20 protein-coding genes and 1 tRNA gene are annotated in these 24218 nt (G+C 68.0%); 11 read left to right on the forward strand and 10 right to left on the reverse strand.

What is annotated here, in order from left to right; genetic code table 11:
- Positions 1 to 364: 364 nt before the first annotated feature.
- The 4 genes from ACWELQ_RS07225 (at position 365) to ACWELQ_RS07240 (ending at position 3552) form a co-directional block, all read left to right on the forward strand.
- Positions 365 to 438, forward strand: a tRNA-Arg gene (locus ACWELQ_RS07225).
- 1136 nt (positions 439 to 1574) lie between these two features.
- On the forward strand, positions 1575 to 1961 hold the full coding sequence (locus tag ACWELQ_RS07230; protein ID WP_452396147.1) for a hypothetical protein: 387 nt from the start codon (positions 1575 to 1577) through the stop codon (positions 1959 to 1961).
- Positions 1958 to 2563: a hypothetical protein gene (locus ACWELQ_RS07235; RefSeq protein WP_452396148.1), complete on the forward strand. Its 606-nt coding sequence runs from the start codon at positions 1958 to 1960 to the stop codon at positions 2561 to 2563. The genes ACWELQ_RS07230 and ACWELQ_RS07235 overlap by 4 nt, the downstream gene beginning before the upstream one ends.
- 230 nt (positions 2564 to 2793) lie before the next feature.
- Complete coding sequence (locus ACWELQ_RS07240) at positions 2794 to 3552, forward strand: alpha/beta fold hydrolase (protein WP_452396149.1); 759 nt, start codon at positions 2794 to 2796, stop codon at positions 3550 to 3552.
- On the opposite strand, the gene ACWELQ_RS07245 is transcribed toward ACWELQ_RS07240, so the two are convergent.
- Both ACWELQ_RS07245 and ACWELQ_RS07250 read right to left on the reverse strand, forming a co-directional pair.
- Positions 3540 to 6455 (reverse strand): AfsR/SARP family transcriptional regulator, encoded by a 2916-nt coding sequence (locus ACWELQ_RS07245; protein ID WP_452396150.1) that lies wholly within the window; start codon positions 6453 to 6455, stop codon positions 3540 to 3542. The genes ACWELQ_RS07240 and ACWELQ_RS07245 overlap by 13 nt on opposite strands.
- Positions 6456 to 6510: 55 nt before the next feature.
- A complete protein-coding gene (locus ACWELQ_RS07250) occupies positions 6511 to 7635 on the reverse strand; it encodes an epoxide hydrolase family protein (protein ID WP_452396151.1) in 1125 nt (374 codons plus the stop codon).
- Positions 7636 to 7721: 86 nt separating this feature from the next.
- On the opposite strand from ACWELQ_RS07250, the gene ACWELQ_RS07255 reads away from it, so the two are divergent.
- Entirely contained in the window at positions 7722 to 9617 is a 1896-nt protein-coding gene (locus tag ACWELQ_RS07255) for a sensor histidine kinase (RefSeq protein ID WP_452396152.1), read from the forward strand.
- Here the strand turns inward: ACWELQ_RS07255 and ACWELQ_RS07260 are convergent.
- Both ACWELQ_RS07260 and ACWELQ_RS07265 read right to left on the reverse strand, forming a co-directional pair.
- Positions 9587 to 10192 carry a response regulator transcription factor gene (locus ACWELQ_RS07260; RefSeq protein ID WP_452396153.1) on the reverse strand — a complete coding sequence of 202 codons (606 nt, stop codon included), beginning with the start codon at positions 10190 to 10192 and terminating at the stop codon, positions 9587 to 9589. The genes ACWELQ_RS07255 and ACWELQ_RS07260 overlap by 31 nt on opposite strands.
- A 37-nt stretch (positions 10193 to 10229) precedes the next feature.
- Positions 10230 to 10742, reverse strand: a complete 513-nt coding sequence (locus ACWELQ_RS07265) for a MarR family winged helix-turn-helix transcriptional regulator (protein ID WP_452396154.1) — start codon at positions 10740 to 10742, stop codon at positions 10230 to 10232.
- Between the two features lie 110 nt (positions 10743 to 10852).
- Between ACWELQ_RS07265 and ACWELQ_RS07270 the strand changes: the two genes are divergently transcribed.
- Together ACWELQ_RS07270 and ACWELQ_RS07275 are read left to right on the forward strand one after the other, a co-directional pair.
- Complete coding sequence (locus ACWELQ_RS07270; RefSeq protein ID WP_452396155.1) at positions 10853 to 12379, forward strand: FAD-dependent oxidoreductase; 1527 nt, start codon at positions 10853 to 10855, stop codon at positions 12377 to 12379.
- A gap of 71 nt (positions 12380 to 12450) precedes the next feature.
- Entirely contained in the window at positions 12451 to 15123 is a 2673-nt protein-coding gene (locus ACWELQ_RS07275; protein ID WP_452396156.1) for a LuxR C-terminal-related transcriptional regulator, read from the forward strand.
- Here the strand turns inward: ACWELQ_RS07275 and ACWELQ_RS07280 are convergent.
- The 3 genes from ACWELQ_RS07280 to ACWELQ_RS07290 form a co-directional block, all read right to left on the reverse strand.
- The gene (locus ACWELQ_RS07280) at positions 15057 to 15524 is read right to left on the reverse strand and encodes a DUF2871 domain-containing protein (RefSeq protein ID WP_452396157.1); all 468 of its coding nucleotides are present in this window, start codon (positions 15522 to 15524) and stop codon (positions 15057 to 15059) included. The genes ACWELQ_RS07275 and ACWELQ_RS07280 overlap by 67 nt on opposite strands.
- Positions 15521 to 16849 carry an FAD-binding oxidoreductase gene (locus ACWELQ_RS07285; protein ID WP_452396158.1) on the reverse strand — a complete coding sequence of 443 codons (1329 nt, stop codon included), beginning with the start codon at positions 16847 to 16849 and terminating at the stop codon, positions 15521 to 15523. Before ACWELQ_RS07285 ends, ACWELQ_RS07280 begins: the two co-directional genes overlap by 4 nt.
- Before the next feature lie 78 nt (positions 16850 to 16927).
- Positions 16928 to 18409 (reverse strand): alpha/beta hydrolase, encoded by a 1482-nt coding sequence (locus ACWELQ_RS07290; RefSeq protein ID WP_452396159.1) that lies wholly within the window; start codon positions 18407 to 18409, stop codon positions 16928 to 16930.
- A 105-nt stretch (positions 18410 to 18514) separates the two neighbouring features.
- Between ACWELQ_RS07290 and ACWELQ_RS07295 the strand changes: the two genes are divergently transcribed.
- From ACWELQ_RS07295 to ACWELQ_RS07310, 4 genes are all read left to right on the forward strand, one after another.
- Entirely contained in the window at positions 18515 to 19012 is a 498-nt protein-coding gene (locus ACWELQ_RS07295) for a GNAT family N-acetyltransferase (RefSeq protein ID WP_452396160.1), read from the forward strand.
- Between the two features lie 106 nt (positions 19013 to 19118).
- Entirely contained in the window at positions 19119 to 20033 is a 915-nt protein-coding gene (locus ACWELQ_RS07300; RefSeq protein WP_452396161.1) for a D-alanyl-D-alanine carboxypeptidase family protein, read from the forward strand.
- A gap of 43 nt (positions 20034 to 20076) precedes the next feature.
- Positions 20077 to 20739, forward strand: a complete 663-nt coding sequence (locus ACWELQ_RS07305; RefSeq protein WP_452396162.1) for an NAD(P)H-binding protein — start codon at positions 20077 to 20079, stop codon at positions 20737 to 20739.
- A gap of 111 nt (positions 20740 to 20850) precedes the next feature.
- Positions 20851 to 21210, forward strand: a complete 360-nt coding sequence (locus ACWELQ_RS07310; protein WP_452396163.1) for a hypothetical protein — start codon at positions 20851 to 20853, stop codon at positions 21208 to 21210.
- Here ACWELQ_RS07310 and ACWELQ_RS07315 read toward each other — a convergent pair whose 3' ends face one another.
- From ACWELQ_RS07315 to ACWELQ_RS07325, 3 genes are all read right to left on the reverse strand, one after another.
- Positions 21211 to 21459: a hypothetical protein gene (locus tag ACWELQ_RS07315; protein ID WP_452396164.1), complete on the reverse strand. Its 249-nt coding sequence runs from the start codon at positions 21457 to 21459 to the stop codon at positions 21211 to 21213.
- Entirely contained in the window at positions 21447 to 22970 is a 1524-nt protein-coding gene (locus ACWELQ_RS07320) for a PucR family transcriptional regulator (protein WP_452396165.1), read from the reverse strand. The genes ACWELQ_RS07315 and ACWELQ_RS07320 overlap by 13 nt, the downstream gene beginning before the upstream one ends.
- Before the next feature lie 159 nt (positions 22971 to 23129).
- On the reverse strand, positions 23130 to 24218 hold a 1089-nt coding region (locus ACWELQ_RS07325), incomplete at its 5' end, for a P1 family peptidase (protein WP_452396166.1).

A 24218-nucleotide genomic window follows, 5' to 3' on the forward strand; every position in this document is an offset into this window, starting at 1 on the left:
GCCCCGGGAGCGGTCAGGGTCACGCCCCGGCTGGTGCGGTCGAAAAGTGTTGTCCGCGACCATCGCCGTCCCCACCGCCGTGATCGCCGCGAACCGCAGCCCCGACCCCGACCCACTGGCTGCAACGTCCGATCCTGCGGGCGGGTCCTGCGCTGACGACATGCGCCCAGCGTAGTTCGAAGCGCCCATCCGGACTCCCCCAGGGTTTCCGGTCCTCCGGTCCGCACACCCCGCCCGACGCGCCGAACAGTTGCTAAGCGACCCACCTTCCCTGATCTGGACGCTCGCTATACTTAACGCGCTGGACACCGAGATCGATTTGGGTCAAGGTGTTTGGTGCCCGCATCACCACGATGCCCGCACTGCCTCCGTAGCTCAGTTGGATAGAGCAAGGGCCTTCTAATCCCTAGGTCGCAGGTTCGATTCCTGCCGGGGGCGCAAAGTGTGACTGACCAGCGATAACGCTGGCAGTTACACCAATACCCATACCCCGCAACGCTCAAACGCCGAGGGATTCACGCGCTTGGACTCGTGAGATAGGGCAGGATCTCGACGCCATCCCCGAGCTTCCCGAGGACTTCATCACGGAACCACGGCGCGCCAACCGTCGGCAGACCGATCACCCCGGAGTACGCCCACCGCCAGTACCGCAGCCTCCAACAGTTCTGCGGCTATCTGGCGTCCGATAGCGTCCTCGAGTTCAACCCGTTCGACAACGCCTTGGATATCGATTCCCTGGACTTCCAAGAGAACACAGCTCTCGTGATCAACAAGGGCGGTCGCCCGCGAGTCCTCCCGTTCGGCGCCAAAACCCGCATCGCGCTCCTCCGATACCTCCGAACCCGAGCCCGACACCCCAAGGCCGCCAACGATAATCCCGCCCTATGGCTCGCAAGCGAGGCCAGATGACCGGCTGGGCATCTACCGAATACTCACGCGACGCGCCGAAGCCGCAGGCATCAAACGTCTTCACCCTCACCAACTCCGCCACCTCTTCGCCCACAACCGGCTCGCGAACGGTGGCCAGGAACAGGACCTCATGCTGGCTGGCGCTCCAGCCAGATAATCGGCCGCTGCGCTCGCGCCACCGCCGCGGCTCGCGCCCGAGACGCCAAAGGCCACGGACCTATCGCGAGTAACCAAAATGATGGGCCTGAGCCCCTACATTGCCGACATGGCCGGAGTCCCTAAAGACTTCCTCAACACCGATGGGTTCGGTGCGCCTCAGCATGAGGAACACACGCCGGACCGTAGTGCAACCAAAGCGGTGTTTTCCGTCATCGACACAGACAAGGACGTGGCAGTCGAGTTCAACAACAAGGCGCTCTCGACAGCCCAACAACTCCCAACCGAATGGGTACAGTCGGTTCTCGCCGATCTCGCCAACCCGCCCGGCGAGTTGGCGACCAAATCGGGCACGATTCTCGGCTTGGTCGACCAGGGGACTGTCCGGCGAACAGGATGCCCGCAAAGACACCGAGATCCGGCAGGCGATCGAGAAATTTGCCCACGAGGGCGCCGACTGGGACACAGGGAAGGGGATCATAAGTACGGCAGCCAAATACATCCCGGTAGTGAAGGATGTCTTCGGGCCGATCTCCGATCTCACCAACCCTTACGCCAGGATGAACCTGCTCGGCTTCACCTACTCCGCACCGGACCCCTCCCAAGCCCATTTCGACAACACCCACGAATACGCACCAGCGCGCGGGTACTGCCAAGTTGCGCAGGTCCTACAGGGACAAGACGGTTCCCTGGCACACGACCCTCGCTACAGCAACCTGTTCACCGACGACGGAAAACTGAAAAGCTACGATGACGCGGTGAAAGCCTCCGGTGATCCGACAATTCTCGAATCAAAGCTAGACAACATACTCAACGCCTACCAAGGAGGGGCTCTGCACGAGCACCTGCAAGATTTCCTCACCAAGATTATCGAGGGCAGGAGCACCGTCCGATGAGAACCCGCGATCGGCAGCCTGATCGAATGAATTCATTGCGGCAACGCGTCGCTGTGCTGGTTCTTACCATCATTGCAGTCTCCGCCGCAGGGTGCACTTCGACGACTGATACCAGTAGCAAGCCAATGCACACAGCACAACAGTTCTGTACGCCTTTCCTAAGCTACTTCCGCACCGACTTTCCAATTGACGGCGTATCGTTAATCTACCTCGGGGCTGAGCCCGATGAAGTAATGAACAGCCAATCCTTTGGGCTCACCTGCTCTCTTTACCCCCCTGCCACTAAGGCACCGTACCTCAGCGCCAGTGCCGGACTGCGGCCCACCAAATCCAACGAGAACGAGATAGGCGTACCAGCATCTTTGAAGGACGAGAAGTTCGTTCTGCTGTCGGGGCACGCGAAGGACATCTGGATTAGGGATGCCCGCCTAAAGAAGGGCCCAATTCAGACCAAAGGCGTTGTAGAACTGGTAACCCGGATCGACCCCTGGGTCAGCACGCTGGAGATCCGCAATGAAGACGACAGCCTGGCCATCAGCGACGCACAGATCGCGAAGGCCGCCGACCTCATGATCCAGACCACAGAGGCTATGAACAAGTAGGCACCGCAGGACAGCGGCTACACCGGTACCCATACCCCGCAACGCTCATCACTACGGCGCGCCAATCGGGCAAAGGGGACCATCGACATGTACTCGGCGATGTGGGCTGACTCGTCGGCTTCTTCCGAGCGCAGTCCCGGTGCCGGTCTGTCTGGTCGCCATTTCAGTTGCCTTACGGCGCTCGGTGCGGCCGACAGGTCGCTGTAAGGCCCGTCGATGACACTGGGGGTATGTCGATTCGGCTGTATGTTCACCGGTGGGGGCGGGGTCCGCGTGTGGTGCTGGTGCACGGTGGTGTGCTCGGCGGGCGCGAGGCGTGGCGGGGTCAGCGGCCGTTGACCGAGAGGTGGACGTTGCTGGCGCCGGATCGGCCTGGGCACGGCCGATCGCCGTCGGCCAGGCAGGATTTCGAAAGTGAAGCCGTTCTGGTGGCCGATCAGCTGCTGGATTGTCCGGCTCATCTGGTCGGTCTGTCCTACGGGGCGATCGTCGCCATGTATGCGGCGGCCCGCCGACCCGGAAACGTGTTGTCGCTGACCGTCATCGAGCCGCCGTCGACCGGGGTGGCGCGCGGGGTCGCGGAGGCCGACGACTTCGGCCGGAGTGTCCGACAGTTGCTCGAGTCGACCGATCTGGCGGCCGATGTCGCCTTGCGGCAGTTCGTGGATCTCGTCGGCGCCTGGGTGGATCTCGACGATCCGCCCGCGCCGGTACTGCTGTCCGGTATGCGGCAACTGCTCGGCGCGCGCCCGCCCGACGAGGCCGAGCCACCCTTGGATCGATTGCGCGCGGCCGGGTTTCCGGTCCTGGTGGTTTCCGGTGGACATCAGGGGGTCAACGAGATCATCTGTGATCGGATCGCCGAACGGACCGCGGCCACGCGGGTCGTTCTCCCCGGCACCGGCCATCTCGTTCCCGACCAGGGCGAACCGTTCAATCGTGTACTCGAACAGTTCCTATACCGCGCGGAACAGGATCAAGGCGACTGAGCCGCGAGACCGTCCAGGCGAGCAGTGGCCGCGATCAGCAGATCGTGGATCGCGGCCTGCCCCAGCGGCCCGGCCTTCGCATCGCGCCCTTCGGATCCCTGCTGCTCGAGCAGTTGCCGCATGCGGTGTTCGGCTTGCTGCCCGGCGAGGCGGGCCAGACGACGCGGGTCAGCGCCGACGCGGGCGGCGTGTTCGACCACGGCAGTGTGGATTTCGACCGCGGCACGGTGGTCACCGAGCACGGCGAGAGCATGAGCGCCGGTATAGAGCATCGCGAGCGAATCGAACACGTTCGCCTGATCCTCGAACACCGTCCAGGCGCGGTCCAGCGCCTCGAGGGCGAGCCGGGCGCGTTGTGGATCCGGTTCGCGTCCACGCAGCAGACTGCGGGCCAAGACGATATCGGCCGTGCCCTGTACCCAGGTGAATCCGCATTCGGCGGCGTAGGCGCGCGCGGCATGCAGCATGGCCTCGCCCTCGTCGCGCCTTCGTTCCATGAGCAGCGTGCCCGCTTCGCCGAGCATGGCGCTGGCCACGATCCAGGGCGGGACCGCCCGATGCGCGGCCTCGGCCCGGAACCGGTCGACATTGGCCCGCGACAAGGCCACATCACCCAGTTCCGCTGCCCCACCACCTCGGTTGACCAGCGCGGTCAGCAGCAGCGTGCCTCGCTCACCGGTCAGGTCGTCGCCGAGCAGTTCGATAGCCGAATTCGCATATCGCACCGAGTCGGCGGGGCGACCGGCGTGCTGCGACATGATCGACAGCGCGCACAGTCCGCGGGCCCGCACCTGCACCTCGTCCTCGGGGCAGGCCGCCAATGCCGCGCCCACCAGCCGTAGGCCCTCGGTGAGCGCGCCGACACTGACCCACGCCCATTCCAGCGCGGCGGCGGTCCGCAGCGCGGTGACCGGATCGTGGGCGATGAGATGGGCGATACCGGCCTTGATATTGGCCAATTCGCCCGCCACCGCGCGGAATACCGCACCGACTCGATGCCCGGTCACGATCGCCGCGTACCCGTCGACGGTGTCGCGCACCCACGCCGCGTGCGCGGCTTCGGTGTCCGTGGGATCGGGATCGCTGGATTGGCAGTAGCGGCGAATGGTTTCCAGCATCCGATACCGGACGGGTTGGGCCGTGCGATCGACGCCGATCACCGATCGCTCGGCCACCGCGGCCAATACCGCCAGCACGGAGCCCTGGGACCGATCGGCCGGTTGGACGGCCGCGGCGGCCTGCCAGGTGAATCCGCCCTCGAACGGCCACAACCGTTGCAGCACCGCGCGATCGCTCGCGGCGAGGTGATCGATGCTCCAGCCGATCGCGGCATCGAGGCTGGCGTGCGGGGAGATCGAACCACGTGGTGTGCCGCCCAGCACGTCGAGACGTTCACGCAGGTGGGCGACGATCTCGCGAAATCCGAAAGCGTGTTCGCGAGCGGCCGCGATCTCGAGGGCCAAGGGCAGTCCGTCGAGAATCGTGCAGATCTCCCGTGCCGCGTCCAGTTCCGGCGGCGCGGGACTCCAGCGGGGACGGACCATGCGCGCTCGATCGAGCAGCAGCGCGACGGCGGGGCCGTCACCGCCCGAATCGTCTTGTACCGCAAGCGGATCGACCGCTACCACGTACTCGCCGTCCACGCCGAGCCGTTGCCGGGTGGTCGTCAGAATCCGCAGCGTCGCGCACCCCCGTAGCAGCGTGAGGGCCAGATCCGCGGCGGCCTCCACCACATGCTCGCAGTTGTCCAGCACCAGCAGCCCGCCGCGGTCGGCCAGCACCCGCCGCACCGCCTCGATCGGGTCGTCCTCGGCGGTGACCACGCCGATTGCCTCCGCCACCGATGGCGTGACCGCATCGGTCGTGCGCACGTCGGCCAGTCGCACGAACCACACCTCGTCCTCGACGGTCGCGGCGTACTCGACCGCGAGCCGCGTCTTGCCCACCCCCGCGGGTCCCGACAAACTCACCAGCCTCCGCTGTTCGAGCGACTCGCGCAGGTGGTCCAGCTCTTCGGTGCGGCCGATGAGCGACGACAGCGGCCGCGGGAGGCCCGATCGCCCGTCGGTGCGCTGACTTCGCGGGGGCGATGCCACCGCGATCACGCGCTTGGGCAGCAGCAACTCCGGATCCTGGTCCAGCATGCGCTGTTCCAGCTCGCGCAGCGCCGGTCCCGGTTCGATACCCAATTCCTCGATCAGCAACTCGCGTACCCGCCGCAATTCGGCCAGCGCCTGGGCCTGCCGACCGCTGCGATACAGCGCGAGCGCGAGCAGCTCCCACCGCCGCTCCCGGTACGGGGCGAAGGTGACCGCCTCGCTCAACGCCGCGACGGCCGCCGCGGTGTCCCCGCAGGCCAGCCGGGCGGCCTGCTGCTCCTCGACGGCCACATCGCGCAGCTCGGTCAGCCGGGCGCGCGGCCCCGACAACTCGGTCCGGTCGCCCAGGTCGTGCCAGGGTTCGCCGCGCCACCAGGCCAGCGCCTCGTCGAAACTACCGCTCGCCTCGACGGATTCGCCCGCCGCGGCCTGCCGCCGACCGCGTTCGATCAGCGCGGTGAACAGAGCGCTGTCGGTCGAATCCGGGGGCAGGTCCAGCACGTACCCGTGGTCGGTGCGACGTAAGTATCGCGCCGCGACGGGGCCCAGTGCGTTCCGTAGCCGTGATACCGCCACCCGCAGGGCGTTCATCGCCTGCGTCGGCCCGTCCGCACCCCACACCTGATCGGTGAGCAGGCCATCGGGCACCGCACGGCCTTCGGCCGCCGCCAGCGCGGCCAGCAGCCGACGGGGAACCGGACCACCCAGATCCACCACGGTGCCGTCGATTTCGACCTCGACCGGCCCCAGTATCCGGCACACCAGCACGCCAGCCAGGATAGACCGGCCAGACGGCACGATCACGGCGCCCCACCATGGATCAGTGCCTCGTTCTCACCACCGAAACGGGATGCCGGGATCAGCGGTTTTCGAGTTTGGTGAAGAATTCGCGGAGATCGTCGGCGAGCAGGTCGGGGGCGTCGTGGGCGGCCCAGTGGCTGCCGCGGTCGAATTCGCTCCAGTGCACGATGTTGTGGTGATCGCGTTCGGCGAAGCGGCGCAGGGGACGGAAGTCGTAGGCGAAAGAGGCCAGGCCGAGGGGGAAAGTGGTGGGTTCCAAGGATTTCGGGGCGTGGTGGTTCTCGTAGTAGAACCGCGCGGAGGAGGCGGCGGTGTTGGTGAACCAGTAGATCGACGCCGTGGTGAGGATGAGATCGGGGTCGGGGAGCCCACCGAGCAGCTGGCCGATCCAGGCCAGTTGGCCCGCTGGGGAATCCGCGAGGGCGTGGGCGAGGGTCTGCGGCTGCGCCTGCTGGGCCTTGTCGTGCACCGCGTGATCGACGAAACCCTGTAGGAATCCGAGGTATTGGAGATCGGCTTCGGAGAGTCCGTCGAACTCGGCGGGGTCGCCGGAGGGGAAGGAGAAGATCTGGTTGACGTGTACTCCGAGGACCCGGTCGGGGTGGCGGCGACCCAGTTCCGGGGCGACGATGGCGCCGGCGTCGTTGCCGCTCACGCCGAATCGCTCGTAGCCGAGCCGGGTCATCAGTTCCGCCCAGGCATCCGCGGTCCGTGCCGCGCCCCAGCCGCTGGTGCGCGGACGGCCGGAGAAACCGAATCCGGGCAGCGACGGGATCACCAGGTGGAACCGGTCGCGCAGCCGGTCGGCGACATCGAGGTATTCGACGAAGGTGTTGGGCCAGCCGTGGGTGAGGATCAGCGGCGTGGCATCGGGGTCATCGGATTCGATGTGGGCGAAATGGATGGTCTCACCGTCGATCTCGGTGGTGAACTGCGGGACCCGGTTCAGCTCGGTCTCGGCGGCGCGCCAGTCGTACTCGTCGAGCCAGCGCCGCACCAGCGGCTGCACGAACGACAGCGGCACGCCATACTCCCACCCCGGCTGCACCGGGCCACGCTGCACCCCGTCGGTGACCTCCGACTCAGGCAGTTCGTCGGCAAATCGCGTGGCCGCCAGCCTGTTCCGCAGATCGTCCAGGTCGGCCTGCGGGATGGCGATGGTGAATGGCTTGATTTCGCTCATGAGCAGAAGCATGGTCGGGCATAGGCGAGGTCGGTAGTGTCGGCTTGCACCGGTTGATATGTGCGTTGCACAGCGATAGCTGCAAAGTGCATAATCCGCTGCTGACGGTGCATGCGGCGGAGGTGCGGGTGGGACGGTGGCCGCGCCCCCAGTGGGCGCTCGTCGGCTGGCTGCTGCTGCTGGGTCTGATCGGTCGGGTCGGCAATCTGATGGACGCTGCCGCGAATCACGCTCGGCCGCCGTGGGTTTTCGCTCTGGGTGCGACCGCCATCATCGCGGCGTTCGCGGTGCTGGCACTGATCATGCTGCGTCGATGGCGGCCGCGCGTGCTGCTGGGCGTGCTCGCGATCATCGTCTATGGTTCGTACCCGCTTGTCGGCGTCGAGCTCTGGGGTCCGCTGCCCGGCCTGCTGGGCGCGGCGATCCTGCTGACGCTGTCCGGGTCGATTTCGTGGGTTCTGGCGGCGCTCGCCGTCATCGCCGAACTCGTGCTGTATTACTGGGCAGCAGCTCCGCCCTTGTGGCTGCTCGGCATCATGCTGATCATCGAAATCAACATGACTGTCGCCTATTTCGCACCCGTGTACATGGTGCGGCGGCTCGATGAGATGGACCGTGAACGGGAATGGCTCGCGGCGCATGCCGTCGCCGCGGAACGCCGGGATACGACAACGCGGCTGAGCCGAACGCTCGGCGCCGACCTGATGTCGATCCTGCGCGCGATCCGTGAGACACAGGAAGCCCCGACCCGCGCCGGGCTCGAGCGGATAGCCGAACTCAGCCGCGCCGCCCTGGGCGGCGCCCGATCGATCGCCGATGCGCAGCGCGTGGATCCCCCATTGTCGCCCCGTGACGAGAGCGCCCGGCTCTCCTCACGCATGGCCCTGTGGTTCTTCATCATTGTGCTGGTTGATCATTCGGCCCTCGTGCTCTTCAATGTGGCGACCTACAACATCAGCTATCCGCCGATCTGGTTGCTCTGCGCCTTGGTCGCCGCGTCCGGGGCTCTCCAGCTGTACCACGGCGCGCCCCGGCCCGGAGGGTCCACTCCCCGGGCCTGGCGATGGACCCTGCCGATCCACCTGGCGCTCGCGGTATCGATGGCTTTCATGCCGGTGCAGCCGTCGCCGGCGCTGCTCACCCCGCCCGCCGTGCTGGTCCTGGGCGCGTGCGTGGTCAGAATGCGAAGCGTCTGGGCGTGGGCCGTGCCCGCAGGGGCGACCGTGCTGTTCCCTCTCGCACTGCCCGCGGCTGCCTCTGTCGGAGAGATTCTGTATTGGTGTTCGGTGCCCAGCATGTCGGCGATCCTGGTCTACTCGCTGTGCCGAATTCCGCCGGTAGCACGCCAACTCGCGCAGACTCGCGCCCAGGCGGCCCGGACGGCGGTAGTCACCGAGCGGTTGCGCGTCGCGCGGGATGTGCACGATCTGCTCGGGCGCGCGCTGGTGGGCATCACGCTTGAGGCTGAACTGGCCGCCCGGCTGCTCGAGCGCGACCCCGACGCTGCCCATGCCGAAATGGCCGAGCTGGCCCTGCTGGCCGACAGTGCGCTGACCGAACTGCGCGCCATTCCCGATGACGTCCACCGGGTCTCGTTCACCGCGGAGCTCACCAGCGCGCGCAGCGTCCTCGAGGCCGCCGGATCCCAAGTCACGGTGGAACACTCGGCCGCTCCGACGGCCCATGACCAACTCTTGGCGGTGGTGTTGCGCGAGGCCGTCACCAATGTCGTGCGGCACTCGCGGGCCGAGCGGACCTCGATCCTGCTCACCACTGGCGACTACGGGACTCGATTGCACATCACCAACGACCATCCGACCCCGTCATGCGAGGCCGAGCGGGCGGGAACCGGTCTCACCAACCTGACCACGCGGCTCACCTCGGTCGGCGGCCACCTCACCGCGAATCGTGGACCGAACACTTTCACCCTGATGGTGACCCTGCCGGTCGATCAGAGCCAACCCGCTTCGTGCGCAATATGAATCGCGTCCATCCGACTTCGGGCGCCCAGCCTGTCCACCGCCGCTGCCAGGTAGTTGCGAACTGTTCCATAGGTCAGATGTAGCGTCGCGGCGACCTCGCGCGGTGTCGCGCCGGTCGCGGTCAAACGCAGCACATCGACCTCCCGGGTGGTCAGCGGGCAATCCGCTACCTCCAACGCGGCGTAAGCCAGGTGCGGGTCGATCACTCGACCCCCCTGGGCCACAGTGCGAATCGCGCTCACCAACTCGTCCGGCCGCGAGTCCTTGAGCATGAATCCCGCCACGCCCGCCGCGATACCGCGCCGCAGATTTCCGGGCCGGCCCATTCCGGTCAGGATCAACACCCGGCACGACGGGAGCGAATTCGCCAGCCGCGCTGCCGCTTCCAGTCCATCCTCGCCGGGCAGCTCGATGTCGAGCACGGCCACTTCGGGCTCATGTTCCAATGCGGCCGCCACAACAGCGTCCCCGCGCTCGACCTCCGCCACGACCTCGATGTCGGCTTCCAGCTCCAGCAATCGGACCAGCGCCGTTCGCAACATCCGGACGTCCTCGGCCACCAACACGCGCACCACGGATTCACCGTACCCATACCGAGCAGTGCCGCTTCGGTCAGTTTCCGAGTTCCTGATCGCTCTGGCTCATCTCGTGGTCGGCGGTGATCTGTGTGTCCAGATGCGTCGAAAGATCGTCGACGAGTCGGCCGAGCAGACGAACGAGGTCGCGCTGGTCGGATTCGGTCCACCCGGACAGTGCTTGGTCGAACCAGCCATCGATGACCCGCAGGTACCTGCCGATCAGCTTCTCACCGCTCGGGGTGAGCGTGATCAGCCGCGCACGCTGGTCATCGGGATCCGGCACCCGCTGCACGAGCCGTCGTTGCTCGAGTCCGTTGAGCTGCCGGGTGACGTGCGGACCGACGACCTGCATTCTGGCGGCGATCTCCCCGACCCGCAGGGGGCCTCCAGCGGCTTCGAGGATCACCAGGATCGTCACCGCCGGTCGCTCCAGGGTGATTCCGGCTGCGGCCGTAGCGGTTTCGAACAACTGTCCGCGGCCCAGCGTGCTGCTGAGCTGCGTCATACGCGGCAGCAGCCCTTTCAATGCCTCGTTGTCACTGCTCATCTACCCACCTTGATTGGATACCTAAGTTAGCTATAGGATACGTCCATCCCCGATAGGCCGACCCGAAGGCCGCCGGGTCATTAATAAATACCTAAGGTAGGTAAATTAAGATGGCGAATGAGGTGACGTCGGCCGACGTTCTGATTGTCGGGGCGGGCCCGACCGGGCTCACTCTGGCGATCGACCTGGCGCGCCGCGGTGTCGACTACCGCATCGTCGACCGCGGCGAAGGTCCCAGCACGGCATCGCGAGCCAAGACGATCCAGCCCCGGGCACTGGAGGTCTCCGACGACCTCGGCGTGATCGATCGTGTGCTGGAGTTGGGGCAGGTGCACGTGCCAACCCGCCATTACGACCGTGACCGCGTGATCTCCGAGGCGGTGGAGATGGCTGTGGGGACGACCGATCCCGGGGTGCCGTACGCGCCGGTGTGGTTGTCGCAACCGCTCTTCGAGCAGATCCTGCGCGACCGTCTCGCCGAACTCGGCGGCCAGGTCGAGTGGCAGACCGAGGTGACGGATATGGCCCGAACAGATCAATCCGTGCGGGTGAGCATGGTTGCGGCGAGCCGCGAGCGGCGAGTAGAGGCCCGCTATGTCGTCGGCTGCGACGGCGGACGCAGTGTGGTGCGCAAGCAGAGCGGTATCGCGTTGGTGGGCAAGTCCTATGGTGAGCACCGCTGGTGGCTCGGCGATGTGCGGATCGAGGGCCTCGACCGAGGCCGTCAGCACGTCTGGATGAGTGCCGAACATGGAATCTTGTCGCTGTTCCCGCTGCCCAGCACCGACATCTGGCAGTTTCAGGCGTCGATCCCCGCCGCCGAGTCCGAGCCGGCCGCTCCGACAGTCGAGCTGTTTCGGCGCTTGTTCGCCGCGCATGCCGGGCTGAGGGACGTCACGATCGACGGCGCGGGCTGGTTGTCGTTGTACCGGATCAACGTCGCATTGGCTGATCGATACCGGGTCGGTCGGGTCTTCCTCGCAGGCGATGCCGCTCATATCCACTCACCTGCGGGCGGGCAGGGGATGAACACCGGCATCCAGGATGCTTACAACCTCGGATGGAAACTCGCGGCCGTGCTCGACGGAGCCGACGAAAGCCTCTTGGACACATACGAACTCGAACGCCGCCCGGTCGCGCGGTCGGTCCTCGATGACAGCACCACGCGCCTGCACGCGCTCATGCGATCCGCCACCGACGGCTCCGGAGCCTCGGCCGTCGCCGGGCTCACCGATGACTTCACCACCGGGCTCAACATCACCTACACCGACAGTCCCCTCACCGGTCCGGGGTCGCACGACACCCACGTTCGCGCCGGTGGCCGCGCCCCCGACGCAATCGGCGTCGATGCCTCGACCGGGCACCGGGTCCGCGTGTTCGATCTGCTGCGCGGCCCGCATTGGACCCTGCTCACCTTCGACAAGGGTGACCCGGCACAGCCGGACACGGTCGGCAACCCACTCACCACAGCACCGCGAACGATCCGGATCACCACCGACCACACCGCGACCGGGGCCGCCACGATCATCGACAACGACGGCAGCATCCATCGCAGTTTCGACATTTCCGGCAGCACTACGGTGCTGATCCGCCCCGACGGCTACATCGCCACCCGCGAACCGCTCGCCGGGCCGTGAATCAGTAACCGGAGTAGCCAGTCCCGCCCGGTCGGGATTGGGTTCGCTGATCGTGCAGTACGTTTGACGAAGTGTTGTATGGGCGTGCGGTTGAGGAACAGCGGATCCGGGGATTGTTGGACGGAGCCGCGCACGGGGGCAGCGGGGCTTTGGTGTTGACGGGGGAACCCGGGGCGGGGAAGTCGGCGCTGATGGGGGTGGCTGCCGGGCTGGTTGACGGCGGGTGGCGGGTGTTGCGGGCCACCGGGGTCGAGGCGGAGTCGGAATTGGCTTTTGCCGGGCTGCAATTGCTTCTCGGGTCCGCGCTGGAGGGACTCGAGGGGCTGCCGTCGAATCAGGCTGAGGCGTTGCGGTGTGCGTTCGGGGTCGGTGGGGCGCAGGGGGCGGCGGATCGGTTTCTGGTTGGGTTGGGGACCCTGTCGCTGCTTGCCGAACTGGCCTTGGCGGGGCCGGTGCTGTGTTTGGTGGATGACGCGCACTGGGTGGATCGGCCGTCGATCGATGCGTTGGTGTTCGCGGCGCGCAGGCTCGGGGACGACGGGGTTGTCATGATTCTCGCGGGGCGGGAGGAGTTTTCGGCGCCGGGGCTGCCCGAGTTGCGGTTGACGCCGCTGGCGGGGGATGCCGCGCGGGAGCTGTTGGTGGCCACCGCGCCCGGGTTGTCACCGGAGGTGGTCGAGCGGCTGCTGGTGGAGTCGGCGGGGAATCCGCTTGCGCTGCTGGAGTTGCCGCGCATGGAGGTGGAGGCGGTTGCGCCGGGGCCGTTGCCGTTGCCGGATCGGTTGCGCGCCGGGTATCAGCGGGATATCGCGGAGCAGTCGGACGCTGTTCGAACGGTGTTGCTGGTGGTGGCGGCCGAGGAGACCGGGGAGTTGGGGCTGGTGCTGCGGGTGCTCGACCGGCTCGGGCTCACCGAGGAGGCGCTGGGAGACGCGGAACCGACCGGCATGCTGACCGTTTCGGCGCAGTCGGTGACGTTTCGCCATCCACTTCGGCGGGCCGCGGTCTATGACTTGGCGACGTTCCCCCGGCGGCGTGCCGTGCATGCCGCCATCGCCGATGCCCTGGTCGATGAGCCCGACCGGCGGGCTTGGCATTTGGCTGCCGCGGCGACGGGGCCGGATGAGCGGATCGCCGCCGCGCTGGAGGCGGCCGCCGAGAATGCGCGCAGCCGAACCGGTTTCGCCACGGCCGCCGCGGCGTTGGAGCGGTCGGCGCGGCTCACGCCCGAGGCGGACGAGCGGGTGCGGCGTCTGCTCGGAGCTGTCGAGGCGGCCGCGGACGCGGGGCGGCGGGAGGACACGCTGCGGCTGATCGGGGTGGCCGAGCAGTCGGCGGGCGACCCGCTCGCGCGGGCCCGCCTCGCGAGTGTGCGCGCCCGGCTCGAGATCGAGGCCGGATCCTTGTCCGCGGCATACGATTTGCTGCTCGCGGCCGCGGGTCCGGTGGCCGCGATCGCGCCGCTGATGGCGATCACGATGTTGGTCGAGGCCGCGCTGGCCGCCTGGACCGCGGGTGGTCTGTCCGCGGTGGCCGCGGTCAGGGAGCGGATTGTCGAACTCCCTTCGAGTCCGGAACAAGCCGCCGCGCTCGCATTGCTGGACGGGCCGCTGCGGTTGAACTCGCCCGACCCGGCCGCCGGGGCGCGGCTGATCCGCGCGAATGTCGCGCACCTGCGATCGATGCCCGCTGACGTGCCGTCGACGCGGCTGATGGCGGCCCGGCAAGCGGCGCTCGCGAGCGACATCGACGACTCGCGGGCGATCCTGCTGGATCTCAACCGGGAGTGCCGGGATCGGGGGATGGTCGGCTGGATGCCCGTCGTCGGCTGCAATCTGGGAGCGGTGGAGCTGCTGCTCGGCAATTTCCGTGCGGCGGAAGCGATTCTGGGTGACGCGCTGCGCATCGCCGAGGACATCGGGCAGCCGGACATGGTCCGCCGCGCCCGGTCGGTCCGCTCGACGCTCGCCGCGATTCGGGGCGAGGAGGAGCAATGCCGTGAGCTCGCGGCGGAAACCCTCGGCGTCGGCTCCGTCGGCTCGGCGCAGGCGGGGTGGGCGCTGGCCCTGCTCGACCTCGGCTACGGCCGCTACGAGGAGGCGCTGGACCGTTTGGCCGCACTGCCGCCGACCGCGAATCACTCGCTCGGCCAATGGGTTCACGTGACCAGCGACCGGGTGGAGGCCGCGGTGCGCCTGCGCACCCCCGAACGCGGGACCGGACCCGCGGCGGAGCTGGACCGATGGTTCGCGGCCACCGACTCGCCGTGGGTGCGCGCGCACGCGCTGCGCTGCCGGGCCATGCTCGAGGATGACGGCGAGCTGTTCGCCGAGGCGCTGACAGCGCATGCCGCGCAAGGCCGTTGGTTCGATCACGCACGCACGGGTTTGCTGTACGGGGAATGGTTGCGGCGCGATCGCCGCCAACGGGAGGCCCGCGCCGCGCTGCGCACGGCGCTGGCGACCTTCGAGCGGCTGGGTGCGCACCCGTGGGCCGAGCGGGCGCGCAACGAGTTGCGGGCGGCCGGCGCGGGCACGGTGGGCCGGATCGCTTCCGATCTGACCGAGGTGCTCACCTCCCAGGAGTTCCAGGTGGTCCGGCTGGCCGCCGCGGGCGCGACGAACAAGGAGATCGGGGCCCAGCTGTTCATGAGCCCCAAAACCGTGGGGAACCATCTCTATCGGGCGTTTCCCAAACTCGGGGTCTCCAGCCGGGTCGCGCTCGCCCGGCTCGAACTGGACTGAGCCGCCGTCACCGGCCGGTACAGGCAGACGAAGAAGAGCGCGAAGCCGGCGGTCAGCAGGATGTGCCCGAGCCCGGCCAGGCCCGAAACTGCCTCGCCCACTTCGTGTCCGAGCACCGTCATGACGCCGTGGACGGTCATGAACACGACCGTCCACACCACCCCGGCGTTGTAGGTCCAGAAGAACCAGCCGAACAGTTTGCTCTCCGAGAGCGCGAACTGCTTCTCCAGCACGAGCACGATCAACATGAACAGCGTGCCCAGCGCGAGCAGGTGGGTGTGGGTCACCGCGAGTTGGGTGGTGCCGGTGAAGTGCTTGATCTTGGTGATCTCGCGGTAGCCGAGCCCGGCGACCAGGCCCAGGACCGTGTAGAACACGGCCGCGAGGTAGATCCGCTTCACAACGCCGCCCCGAGCGCCGCGCGCAGCACCGGAAAGTTGGCGCGGAATACGTTGTGCGGGTCCCGGATTCGCTTGAGCTCGCCCAGCCGGTCGAGGGTCGCGTCATCGAACACGGAGGCCACGGTGTCACCGGCTGCCAAGGCCGTGAACGGCTTTCGCCCAGTGACGCGCGGTCCCAGCTCGGCGATGATGCGCCGCTGGGTTTCCCGGACAGCCCGGTAGGCCTCCGGGGTCGGCGCCAGCGCTTGCAGATTGACCGAGAACGGTGCCGTCACGGCCGGGTGCGCGCCCGCACTCGGCTCGGCCAGCGCACCCCCGAGCTGACGGACCTGCACCCCGATCAACGGTTCGATCGGCTCGGCGAACAACACGTCCACGGCCCGCTCGTCGAGGCCGGTCAGCAGTTCCGAGCGGAGCAACCCGTAGCCGGGATCGGCCGGCTCCGAGGTCACCGCGCCCAGATTCGACGGCGCGAGCGGTCCGCGACTGTCCGCGAGAACGCCGGGGATCCCGTCGAAACCCCGCAGCAGGGCTTGGCCTTTCGCGGCATCCCCGAGATAGGTGGCGGCGATCGCGACGATGCCGGGCGCGCCCGGCAGCTGGAGGCGCGTGATGAGCACGGTCAGCTCCGGCGGCGCCTGCGCGACGATCTCGCGATACGCGGCGAGCACCTGCGCCGTCCGCGCACCCTCCCACATGACGTGTCCGCCATACAGATTCGGCGCCGGGTACAGGTCGAACTCCATGGCCGTCACGATCGCGAAGTCGCCGCCACCGCCGCGCAACGCCCAGAACAGTTCCGGATCGGACTCGGCGGTGACCCGCGCCTGATTGCCGTCGGCGTCCACCACCTCGAAGGCGCGCACGCTATTGGCCGCCAGCCCGTATTTGCGGCCGAACCAGGACATTCCGCCGCCCAGCGTGTAGCCGACGACGCTGACCACCGGCGACGACCCGGCCAGCCCGATCAGCCCGTGCGGTTCAGCGGCGGCCAGCACCCGCCCCCACGGCACGCCCGCGCCGACCCGCGCCAGCCGCCGCTCGGGGTCGATGCTGATCTCGTCGAAGCGCTTGGTGCGCAACAGGATCGCGCGATCGGCGTTACCGGCGGCCCCGTGGCCGTTGGGCTGCACCGTCACCGGCGTCCCGCTCGCGCGGGCGTGCCGCACCAGGGCGACCACATCGTCGATGTCCTGCGCCTCCACGACGGCGGCGACCGGCTGCTCCACGGTCAGATTCCACGCCCGCCGCGCCTGGTCGAACCCCTCGTCGCCGGGCAGCCATACCCGGCCCTTGACGGCGGTGCGCACAGTGTTGTCGCTCATGCGATTTTCTCCTCGCTCGTTCTGACGTGGAGAAAACGTATTTCGCGACCGGCCCCGCGCGGTATGAGGCGAATGCCTCTAACTGGGTAGGACCGTGGCGGGAGCAGGGAGGGTGCCGTCCACCAGGTAGCGGATGATGGCCTCACGGGTTTGTCCGGGAAGGAAGAACGAGGTGTGGCCGTCGCCGTCGCGGGTCAGCAGGACGGCGTTCGGGATCTGGGTTGCCATGAGTTGGGCCCAGCCGTACGAGGTCGAGGGGTCGTGGGTGGCGTTGACCAGGAGGGGGACGATGGTCGGGGCGGCGCTGCCGGTGTGGGGCGGGTTGCTGAAAGCGGCGGGCCAGCCGACACATTGGGCGAGGTAGCTGTAGCTCTGGCTGGCGCCGAGCGTGGTCGGGGCGAGGGTGCGGAGCAGCAGCTGTTGGGATGCGAACCTGTGGTACGTGTCGAAGTCGGCGCGGAATTCGGCGCAGCCGACGGCCAGTCCGGCATCGCCGGTCTCGGTGGCGGTCGGAGGAGACAGGGCACTCGCGTCACCCTTGCGCGCCTGATCGAGATCCGTCGCCAGTGCGAGCCAACCACCGAGGTGCATGGCGGGCAGCACCGGTTGGAACAGCAGGTTCTCCTGGATGTTCAGCAGCAGGTCACCCGGGCGGACCTGGGGCGCACACTGTCCCGAACTCGCGCAGCCCGGCGCGGGCAACGGCGTTTGCCGGGCGCGAGCCACCAGATCACGGACGACGGCGGCGGCGTCATCGCCGTGCAGGGCGCAGTCGGCAGCGGTGCGACACCAGGCTGCGAACCGATTGACACTGTCCTCGAACGCGGCGGATTCGTAGACGCTCATGGTGCTCGGCGGCAGCGAATGCACCAGCGCCCCATCCAGAGCCAGCGCGCGGCTGTTGGCGGGGAACAGCCGCGCGTACTCGTAGCCGATCTCGGTGCCGTAGGACAGACCGAGGTAATTGAGCGGAGCTCCGCCAAGACGCTGCCGCACCACCTCGAGATCGCGCGCGACGCTCACGGTGTCGACATGATCGAGCAGCGGGCCGGTGCGGGCCTGGCAGCTCTGCCCGAATGCCCGGTTGGCCGCGACCATCGCATCGAAGGCGGCCTGATCGGCGGGAAAGAAATCGGGCAGTTTGTCCTGTAGCGCGGGATCGCAACGGACTGCCGGGCGGCTGTTGCCGATTCCGCGCGGGTCCAGGCCGATGACGTCGAATCGCGCCCTGATCTCCTCGGGAATCAGCCCCGGCCGCCCGCCCTCGGCCGCGACCAGCTCGGTGCCCGAACCACCCGGCCCGCCGGGGTTGAGGACGAGTTCGCCGAGACTGCGGCCCGGATCGGTGGCGGGCAACTTGTCGATGCCCACCGTGATCTTGTCCCCGTCGGGCTTGTCCCAGTCCAGCGGCACTTCGATATCCGCGCACTGCACGGCGGTGCCGTACTCGGCGGGGCAGGGTTTCCATGTGATCGGCTGCGGCCCTGGATGATTGGTTGCGCCGGACCCGCACGCCGTGCACATCGCGGCCAGCAGCACCGTGGACGAAATCAGCTTCACGACCGGAACAATGCGCATCTATCGTCCAATCTTCGGAATCAACCAACGCCCGCATCGGAGACCGTACACATGTTTCAAACATCTGTTCCACCCCGAGTGCGCATCGTGCCGCTCAACCTCGAGACGTTCCGGGCGCTCGCCGCGGGCGATCTGGCGGCCGCCAATGCGGCGAGCCCGGTTCCGCTGACGGCGCACTTCGCGGGACCGGAGAGTCGGGGAACCTGGTCGCGGCGAATGGGCCAGGTGGAGCGGGAACCGGGCACCGCGGCCTGGGTCACCGGAGTCATCTGGGACGAGCAGCGGCGAATCGCGGTGGGGCGAGCCGGTTTTCACGACATGCCCGACAAGTCGGGGATGGTGGAGATCGGCTATGCCGTCGATCCGGAATACCGGCGGCGCGGTTATGCGCGTGCGGCGCTGGAGAGCCTGTTGCGCCGCGCCGCACGTGAGCCGTTGGTCCGAACCGTCCGAGTCTCGATCCGTCCCGACAATGTGGCCTCGAATCAACTGGCCGCGCAATACGGTTTCGCCGAGACCGGCCGGCAGTGGGACGACGAGGACGGCCTGGAGATCGTCTACGAGATCGCCGCCGACCAGTTGTAGACCTACTAGGCACCGGTTCGCTCGCTGACAGGCCGTTCGCCGGGCGACGACGCGACCGAGTGACCAAATCCCGCTGGTCTGCGCGGGCGGAAGGCAGAATGCCGCCATGCGAACATTTGCCCGGTTGTTGCAGGCTGTCGTCGTCGGGACGTTGGTTGTGGTGGCCGGGCAGGGGGTCACGGTGGCGCCCGCCGCGGCCGCGCCGCGAATCTCGTTGCCCTGGCTGGATTCCGAGCCGGACGGGGTGCAGGCGCCGGGGGCGGCGCTGGCGGATGGCGTGACCGGGACGATCCTGTGGTCGCGGGAAGCCGATACGCCGGTGCCGATCGCCAGCATCGCGAAGGTGATGACGGCGCTGCTCGCCATCACCGCGGGAGATCTCGATCGGCCCATTACCGTGCCGCCGGAGAGCATTTCCTACTGCGTCCGGCTCGACGGCAGCACCGCGGGCCTGAGCGCCGGGGAGGTGCTCACCACCCATCAACTGCTGTACGCGATGATGCTGCCGTCCGGCTGCGACGCCGCTTACACGCTGGCCGAGGCGTACGGGCCCGGGCAGGACGGGTTCATCGGGCGGATGAACGACACGGCACGGCAGATGGGTTTGGCGGCAACCGCTTTCAGTGATCCCAGCGGGTTGCCCACGCCGACAGACTATTCCACCTACTCCACGCCGTCGGATCTGATCGCCCTGGGCCTGCGGGCCATGATGCTGCCGGTTTTCCGGGAGGTCGCCAGCGCCCAGAACTATCACCTGCCCGCGGGCCCGGCCAATCGTGATCACGTGTGGCACTCCACCAACCAGCTGCTGCGCTCCTACCCCGGCACCATCGGCATCAAGACCGGATCCACCGACGCGGCCGGAGCCTGCCTGCTGTTCGAATCGGTCCGCGCGGGCATCCCGCTGATCGGCGTCGTGCTGCACAGCTCCCCCGGCAGCGGCGTCGCCGCCAAGAACGATGCCGAACGCATGCTCAACTGGGCCTACGACCCGGTGCTGAGCAGGCTCCCGATCGGCTAGCGAAACCCCATCGGCTCACGGCCCTCGAGGCAGGATGCTCGGCATGAAGGTAATCGTCTTCGGAGCGACCGGGATGATCGGTCAGGGCGTGCTCAACGAGTGTCTGCGAGATGGGCGGGTCGAGCAGGTGCTGGCCGTGGGTCGGAGCTCGGTGGGAATCGAGGATCCGAAATTGCGGGAGCTGGTGCTCGCCGATCCCACCGATCTCTCGTCGATCGCGGGTGAGCTGCCCGGGTTCGACGCCTGTTTCTTCTGCCTCGGCGTCTCCTCCGTCGGCATGAAGGAGGAGGACTACCGGCGCATCACCTACGACCTGGCCTTGGCGGTCGGGCGGACGCTGGCGGCGGCGAATCCCGCGATGACGTTCATCTATGTCTCCGGCCAGGGCACCGACAGCACCGAGCGGGGTCGATCGATGTGGGCGCGGGTGAAGGGGAAGACGGAGAACGATCTGCTCGCGCTTCCGTTCCGGGCGTACATGTTCCGGCCCGGATTCGTGCAGCCGATGGATGGCGTGGTCTCCAAGACCCGGTTGTATCGCGCCGGGTACGCGATCGCGGGGCCGTTGATTCCGCTGCTGCGGCGGATCGCGCCGAACGTGGTGAACGACAATCGGGAGATCGGGCGGGCCATGATCGCCGTCGCGGATTCCGGCGCGGACACCCGCATCCTCGGACCCCGGGAGATCGCGGCGCGCGCTCGGTAGCTCCGCATGAAATTGGTGGGTGCGAAGTTCGAAATTACTCGGGCGTGGGGCCGGATCCGGGCGCATTCTGGGGATAGCGACGAATTTCCGGAGGTTCAGGGAGAAGGAATCATGGTCAAGGTGACGGCTATCGAGCCCAATGGCGAACATTGGCATCCGCATCCGGGGGACGCGATCGAGGATCCGGGGGAAGGCGCAGCTCTGGTGCTGTGCCTGCTCGGAATCGGGTCGCTCGGGTTGACGATTACGGCGCTCGCTTCCGGTTATCACGGCTGGGCATTGCTGGGCGGTATCGCGACTGTGTTGTTGATTGTCTCGGGTTTGTTGTTGATTCGGTTCGAATATTTCCGTGAGTTCCGTCGGGAACAGCGGCACGGGCGGCATGGACACAACCCCCTGGTCGCCGGGAAATGGCGGCCGGGAATGGTGAGCTCGTGGCAGGAACGCCGCGGAGAAGGGTTGAGGCAGTAGTTAATCGGTGGTGACGGCCAGCAGCCCGAAACGGTTGACCGCGGCGTGGAAGTGGCCGTCGGCACTGGTGATCACGACCTCGGCCGGGTTGGTCAGGGCGATACAGCAGAAATTGCCCGCGTCCTGGTGGATCGACAGCGACAGGAACCGGATGCCGTGGGCACGCTGCCACTCGTCGAGGGCGGTGTGCAGTTCGCGCATGCTGGGGGCCTCGAAGTAGGCGAGGTTGTGCTTGTTCACGTCGGACATGAGTCGATAGTGCCTCGACGGGCCGGGTCGGCGTGCGGTATCGCCGTGAGCAGGGCCGTGCGCAGATCGAGGCGGTCGTCCAGGCGGGACAGGTCGCGGCCGGTCAGGCGCTCGACGCGTTCGATGCGGTAGTGGACGGTGTTGACGTGCAGGTGCATGGCCTCGGCGGTGCGGGTCCAGGAACCGTTGTGGTCGAGGAAGGCGACGAGGGTGTCGCGCAACGCGGCGTGCGCGTCATCGTCGAGGAGCGCGCCGAGGACCCGGGACCGGTAGGTGTCGCGAACGGGTTCGGGGATGCCCGCCAGCAGTTCCGGCAGGGTGGCGAGGTCCTCGGCGGCGGTGACGGCGGTGTCGAGGGTCCGGGCCGCGCGGCGGGCGTAGTTGGCACGAACGCGGGCGTCGCCGAGTTCGGCGAGCCTCGCCGGTGTCGAGATGCCCACGGTGAGTGTTGTTTTCGGGTCGCAGGCGGCGACCGCGGCATGCTGTGCGCGCAGCGCGCCGGGCAGGTCCGGGCGGTCGGGGACGACGGCGAGCGCACGGTGGCCGTCGCTCACCACGGGGACGGTCTCCGGCACGACGGCGGCCAGCAGTTCACGCAGGGCGTCCGCGGTCGCCCGGGCGCGGCGGGAGGTCAGCGCGGCGGCCACCACCCGGTAGTGCTCGGACACGGGCAGGCCGAGCGATTCCGGTTCCACCGCACCGGAATCGGCGACCGCACCCAGCAGGAGATCGGTGGCGGCCCGGTCGCGCTCGTCGCGCCGCGCCAGCACCCAGTCGCGGTATCCGCCCAGTATGTCGATGATCTCCCGCAGCAGCCGCGGCGGCGCGGCGGATCCCGCGGGCAGGTACAGGTACCAGCCGTCGTAGGGCGAATCCGGTTCGCCGACCGGATGATTCGATTCCGGCGCGGTGCGCAGTTCGCGGCGCACGATCGCGGGCACGGAGACCAGCGCCTCGGCGGAGCGGGCCAGCACCCGCCCGGTGACCGTGACCAGTGCGCACGGCATGCCGCCCAGCTCGGCGGCGATCTGGTCGAGCAGCAGTTCGGGTGCCGCTCCCCCGTGAATGAGCCGATTCAGCGTCTGCCGTGCGTTTTCCGGTAGCGACCGGTGCTGTGACTCGCTCAGGTCGCTCCAGCGGCGCAGATAGACCGCGTCGGTGATGGTCCGGAAGGTGGTGTCGGCGGGAACGGCCAGCAGCGGTATCCCCTGCTCACGGCAGGCCGACACCAGATCGTCGGGGATGCCGTTGTGCCGGGCGATCCCGGCGACCAGCGCGACCGCGCCGGCTTCGCGCAGCGCGCTCACGAACCGGTCGGCCTTTCCGCGGCCGCCGCGCGCGGTCCACCACACCAGCCCGGTGAGCACGATCTCGCCGGACCCCAGGTAGGCGGCCGGGTCTTGCAGGTCGGTGACGGTGACGCCACTGACCTCACGCCGCAACAGCACGGGCTCGCCCCACACCAGCTGTAGCCCCACCGTCGGCAGCCGAAGCAGGTCATCCACTCGCATGACGTGCTCCTCGCGACCTTGGTGAATCAACCGACAACTCACGGCAGGCTACCCAACTTCCCGTACGCCACCGCTGATGGCAGCCGTGACCGGCGCGGATTGAAGCGGAAGCATAGATTCGAACACGGTGCTCGAGGGGTTGAGGTCGCGCCGGATTCGTTAGCGCGCGAGTAGTTCCAGCAACCGGTCGTGCGGCAGCGCCGGTGAGCGGTGCCAGTCTCGGCCGGTCATATCGGAATTCACGATGAGCGCGTTGAGGACCGACTCCTCCACCGCCTCGACAACGGCGGCGTAGAACGCGTCCATCCGATTCCACGGCAGGCGCGGCGTGGTGACCAGATGCTCGGCCGACGGCTCTCCGTGCGGAAACCCGGTGTCGGACGGGCGATCCGAGGCGGTGGAGAACGCCAGGAACAAATCGCCGGAGAACAAGCTGCCCGTGGTTCCGGTCCGCGCCAACCCGAACGGCACCCGCCGCGCCATGGCCTTGCACTGCAGCGCGTCCAACGGCGCGTCGGTCGCGATGATCACGATCACCGACCCGGCCCCGCCAGGCACCCGAACCCCAGACTCCCCTGGGCCCCAAGCCCCACCCGGCCCCGAGCCCCGCCGATCCGCACCTCCATCCTCGGTGGCAGCCATCCCTCCGCTGATTCCGTCGCCGCCCGTGCCTGTCCTTGCGGGGCCACCCAGCCCGGCTTCCTGCGACCGATGCCCTTCTCCGAGCTCGCCGCCCAGGGCGCTCACTCCAGAACCCGGCGGGGCGAAGGCCCCCGGGGCGCGGTGCCAGGGGGTCGTCTCCTGGGGGTTGTCGGTGGACAAGGCCGCGCCGACGCGGCGGCCCGCGATGGTGAGTTCTTCGCGGGAGCCGAAATTGGCTTGGACGAAGGCGCCGACGGTGTAGGTGTCGGGGCCGAAGGGGACGCGGCGGGAGGCGGTGCCGCTGCCGCCTTTGAAGCCGTAGCAGTTCATGCCGGTGCCGCCGCCTACCGAGCCTTCGAGGAGGGGCCAGGTGCGGGCCGAATCGAGCGTTTCGGCGACCAGGGCGGGGGTGATGTGGCCGCCGTTGATGTCGTTGAGGTAGCCGTCCCAGGTTTCGGCGCACACCGGGAGCAGCCATTCGCGGGCCAGGGCGGGGTGGGCGCGGTTGATCCATTCGACGACGCCCGCGTGGCAGGGGCCGATGGCGTGGGTGTTGGAAATCGTGATGGGCATGGACAATTGGCCGACCTCGTCGATCCACGCGGT

It is taken from the genome of Nocardia sp. NPDC004722 (assembly GCF_053601505.1).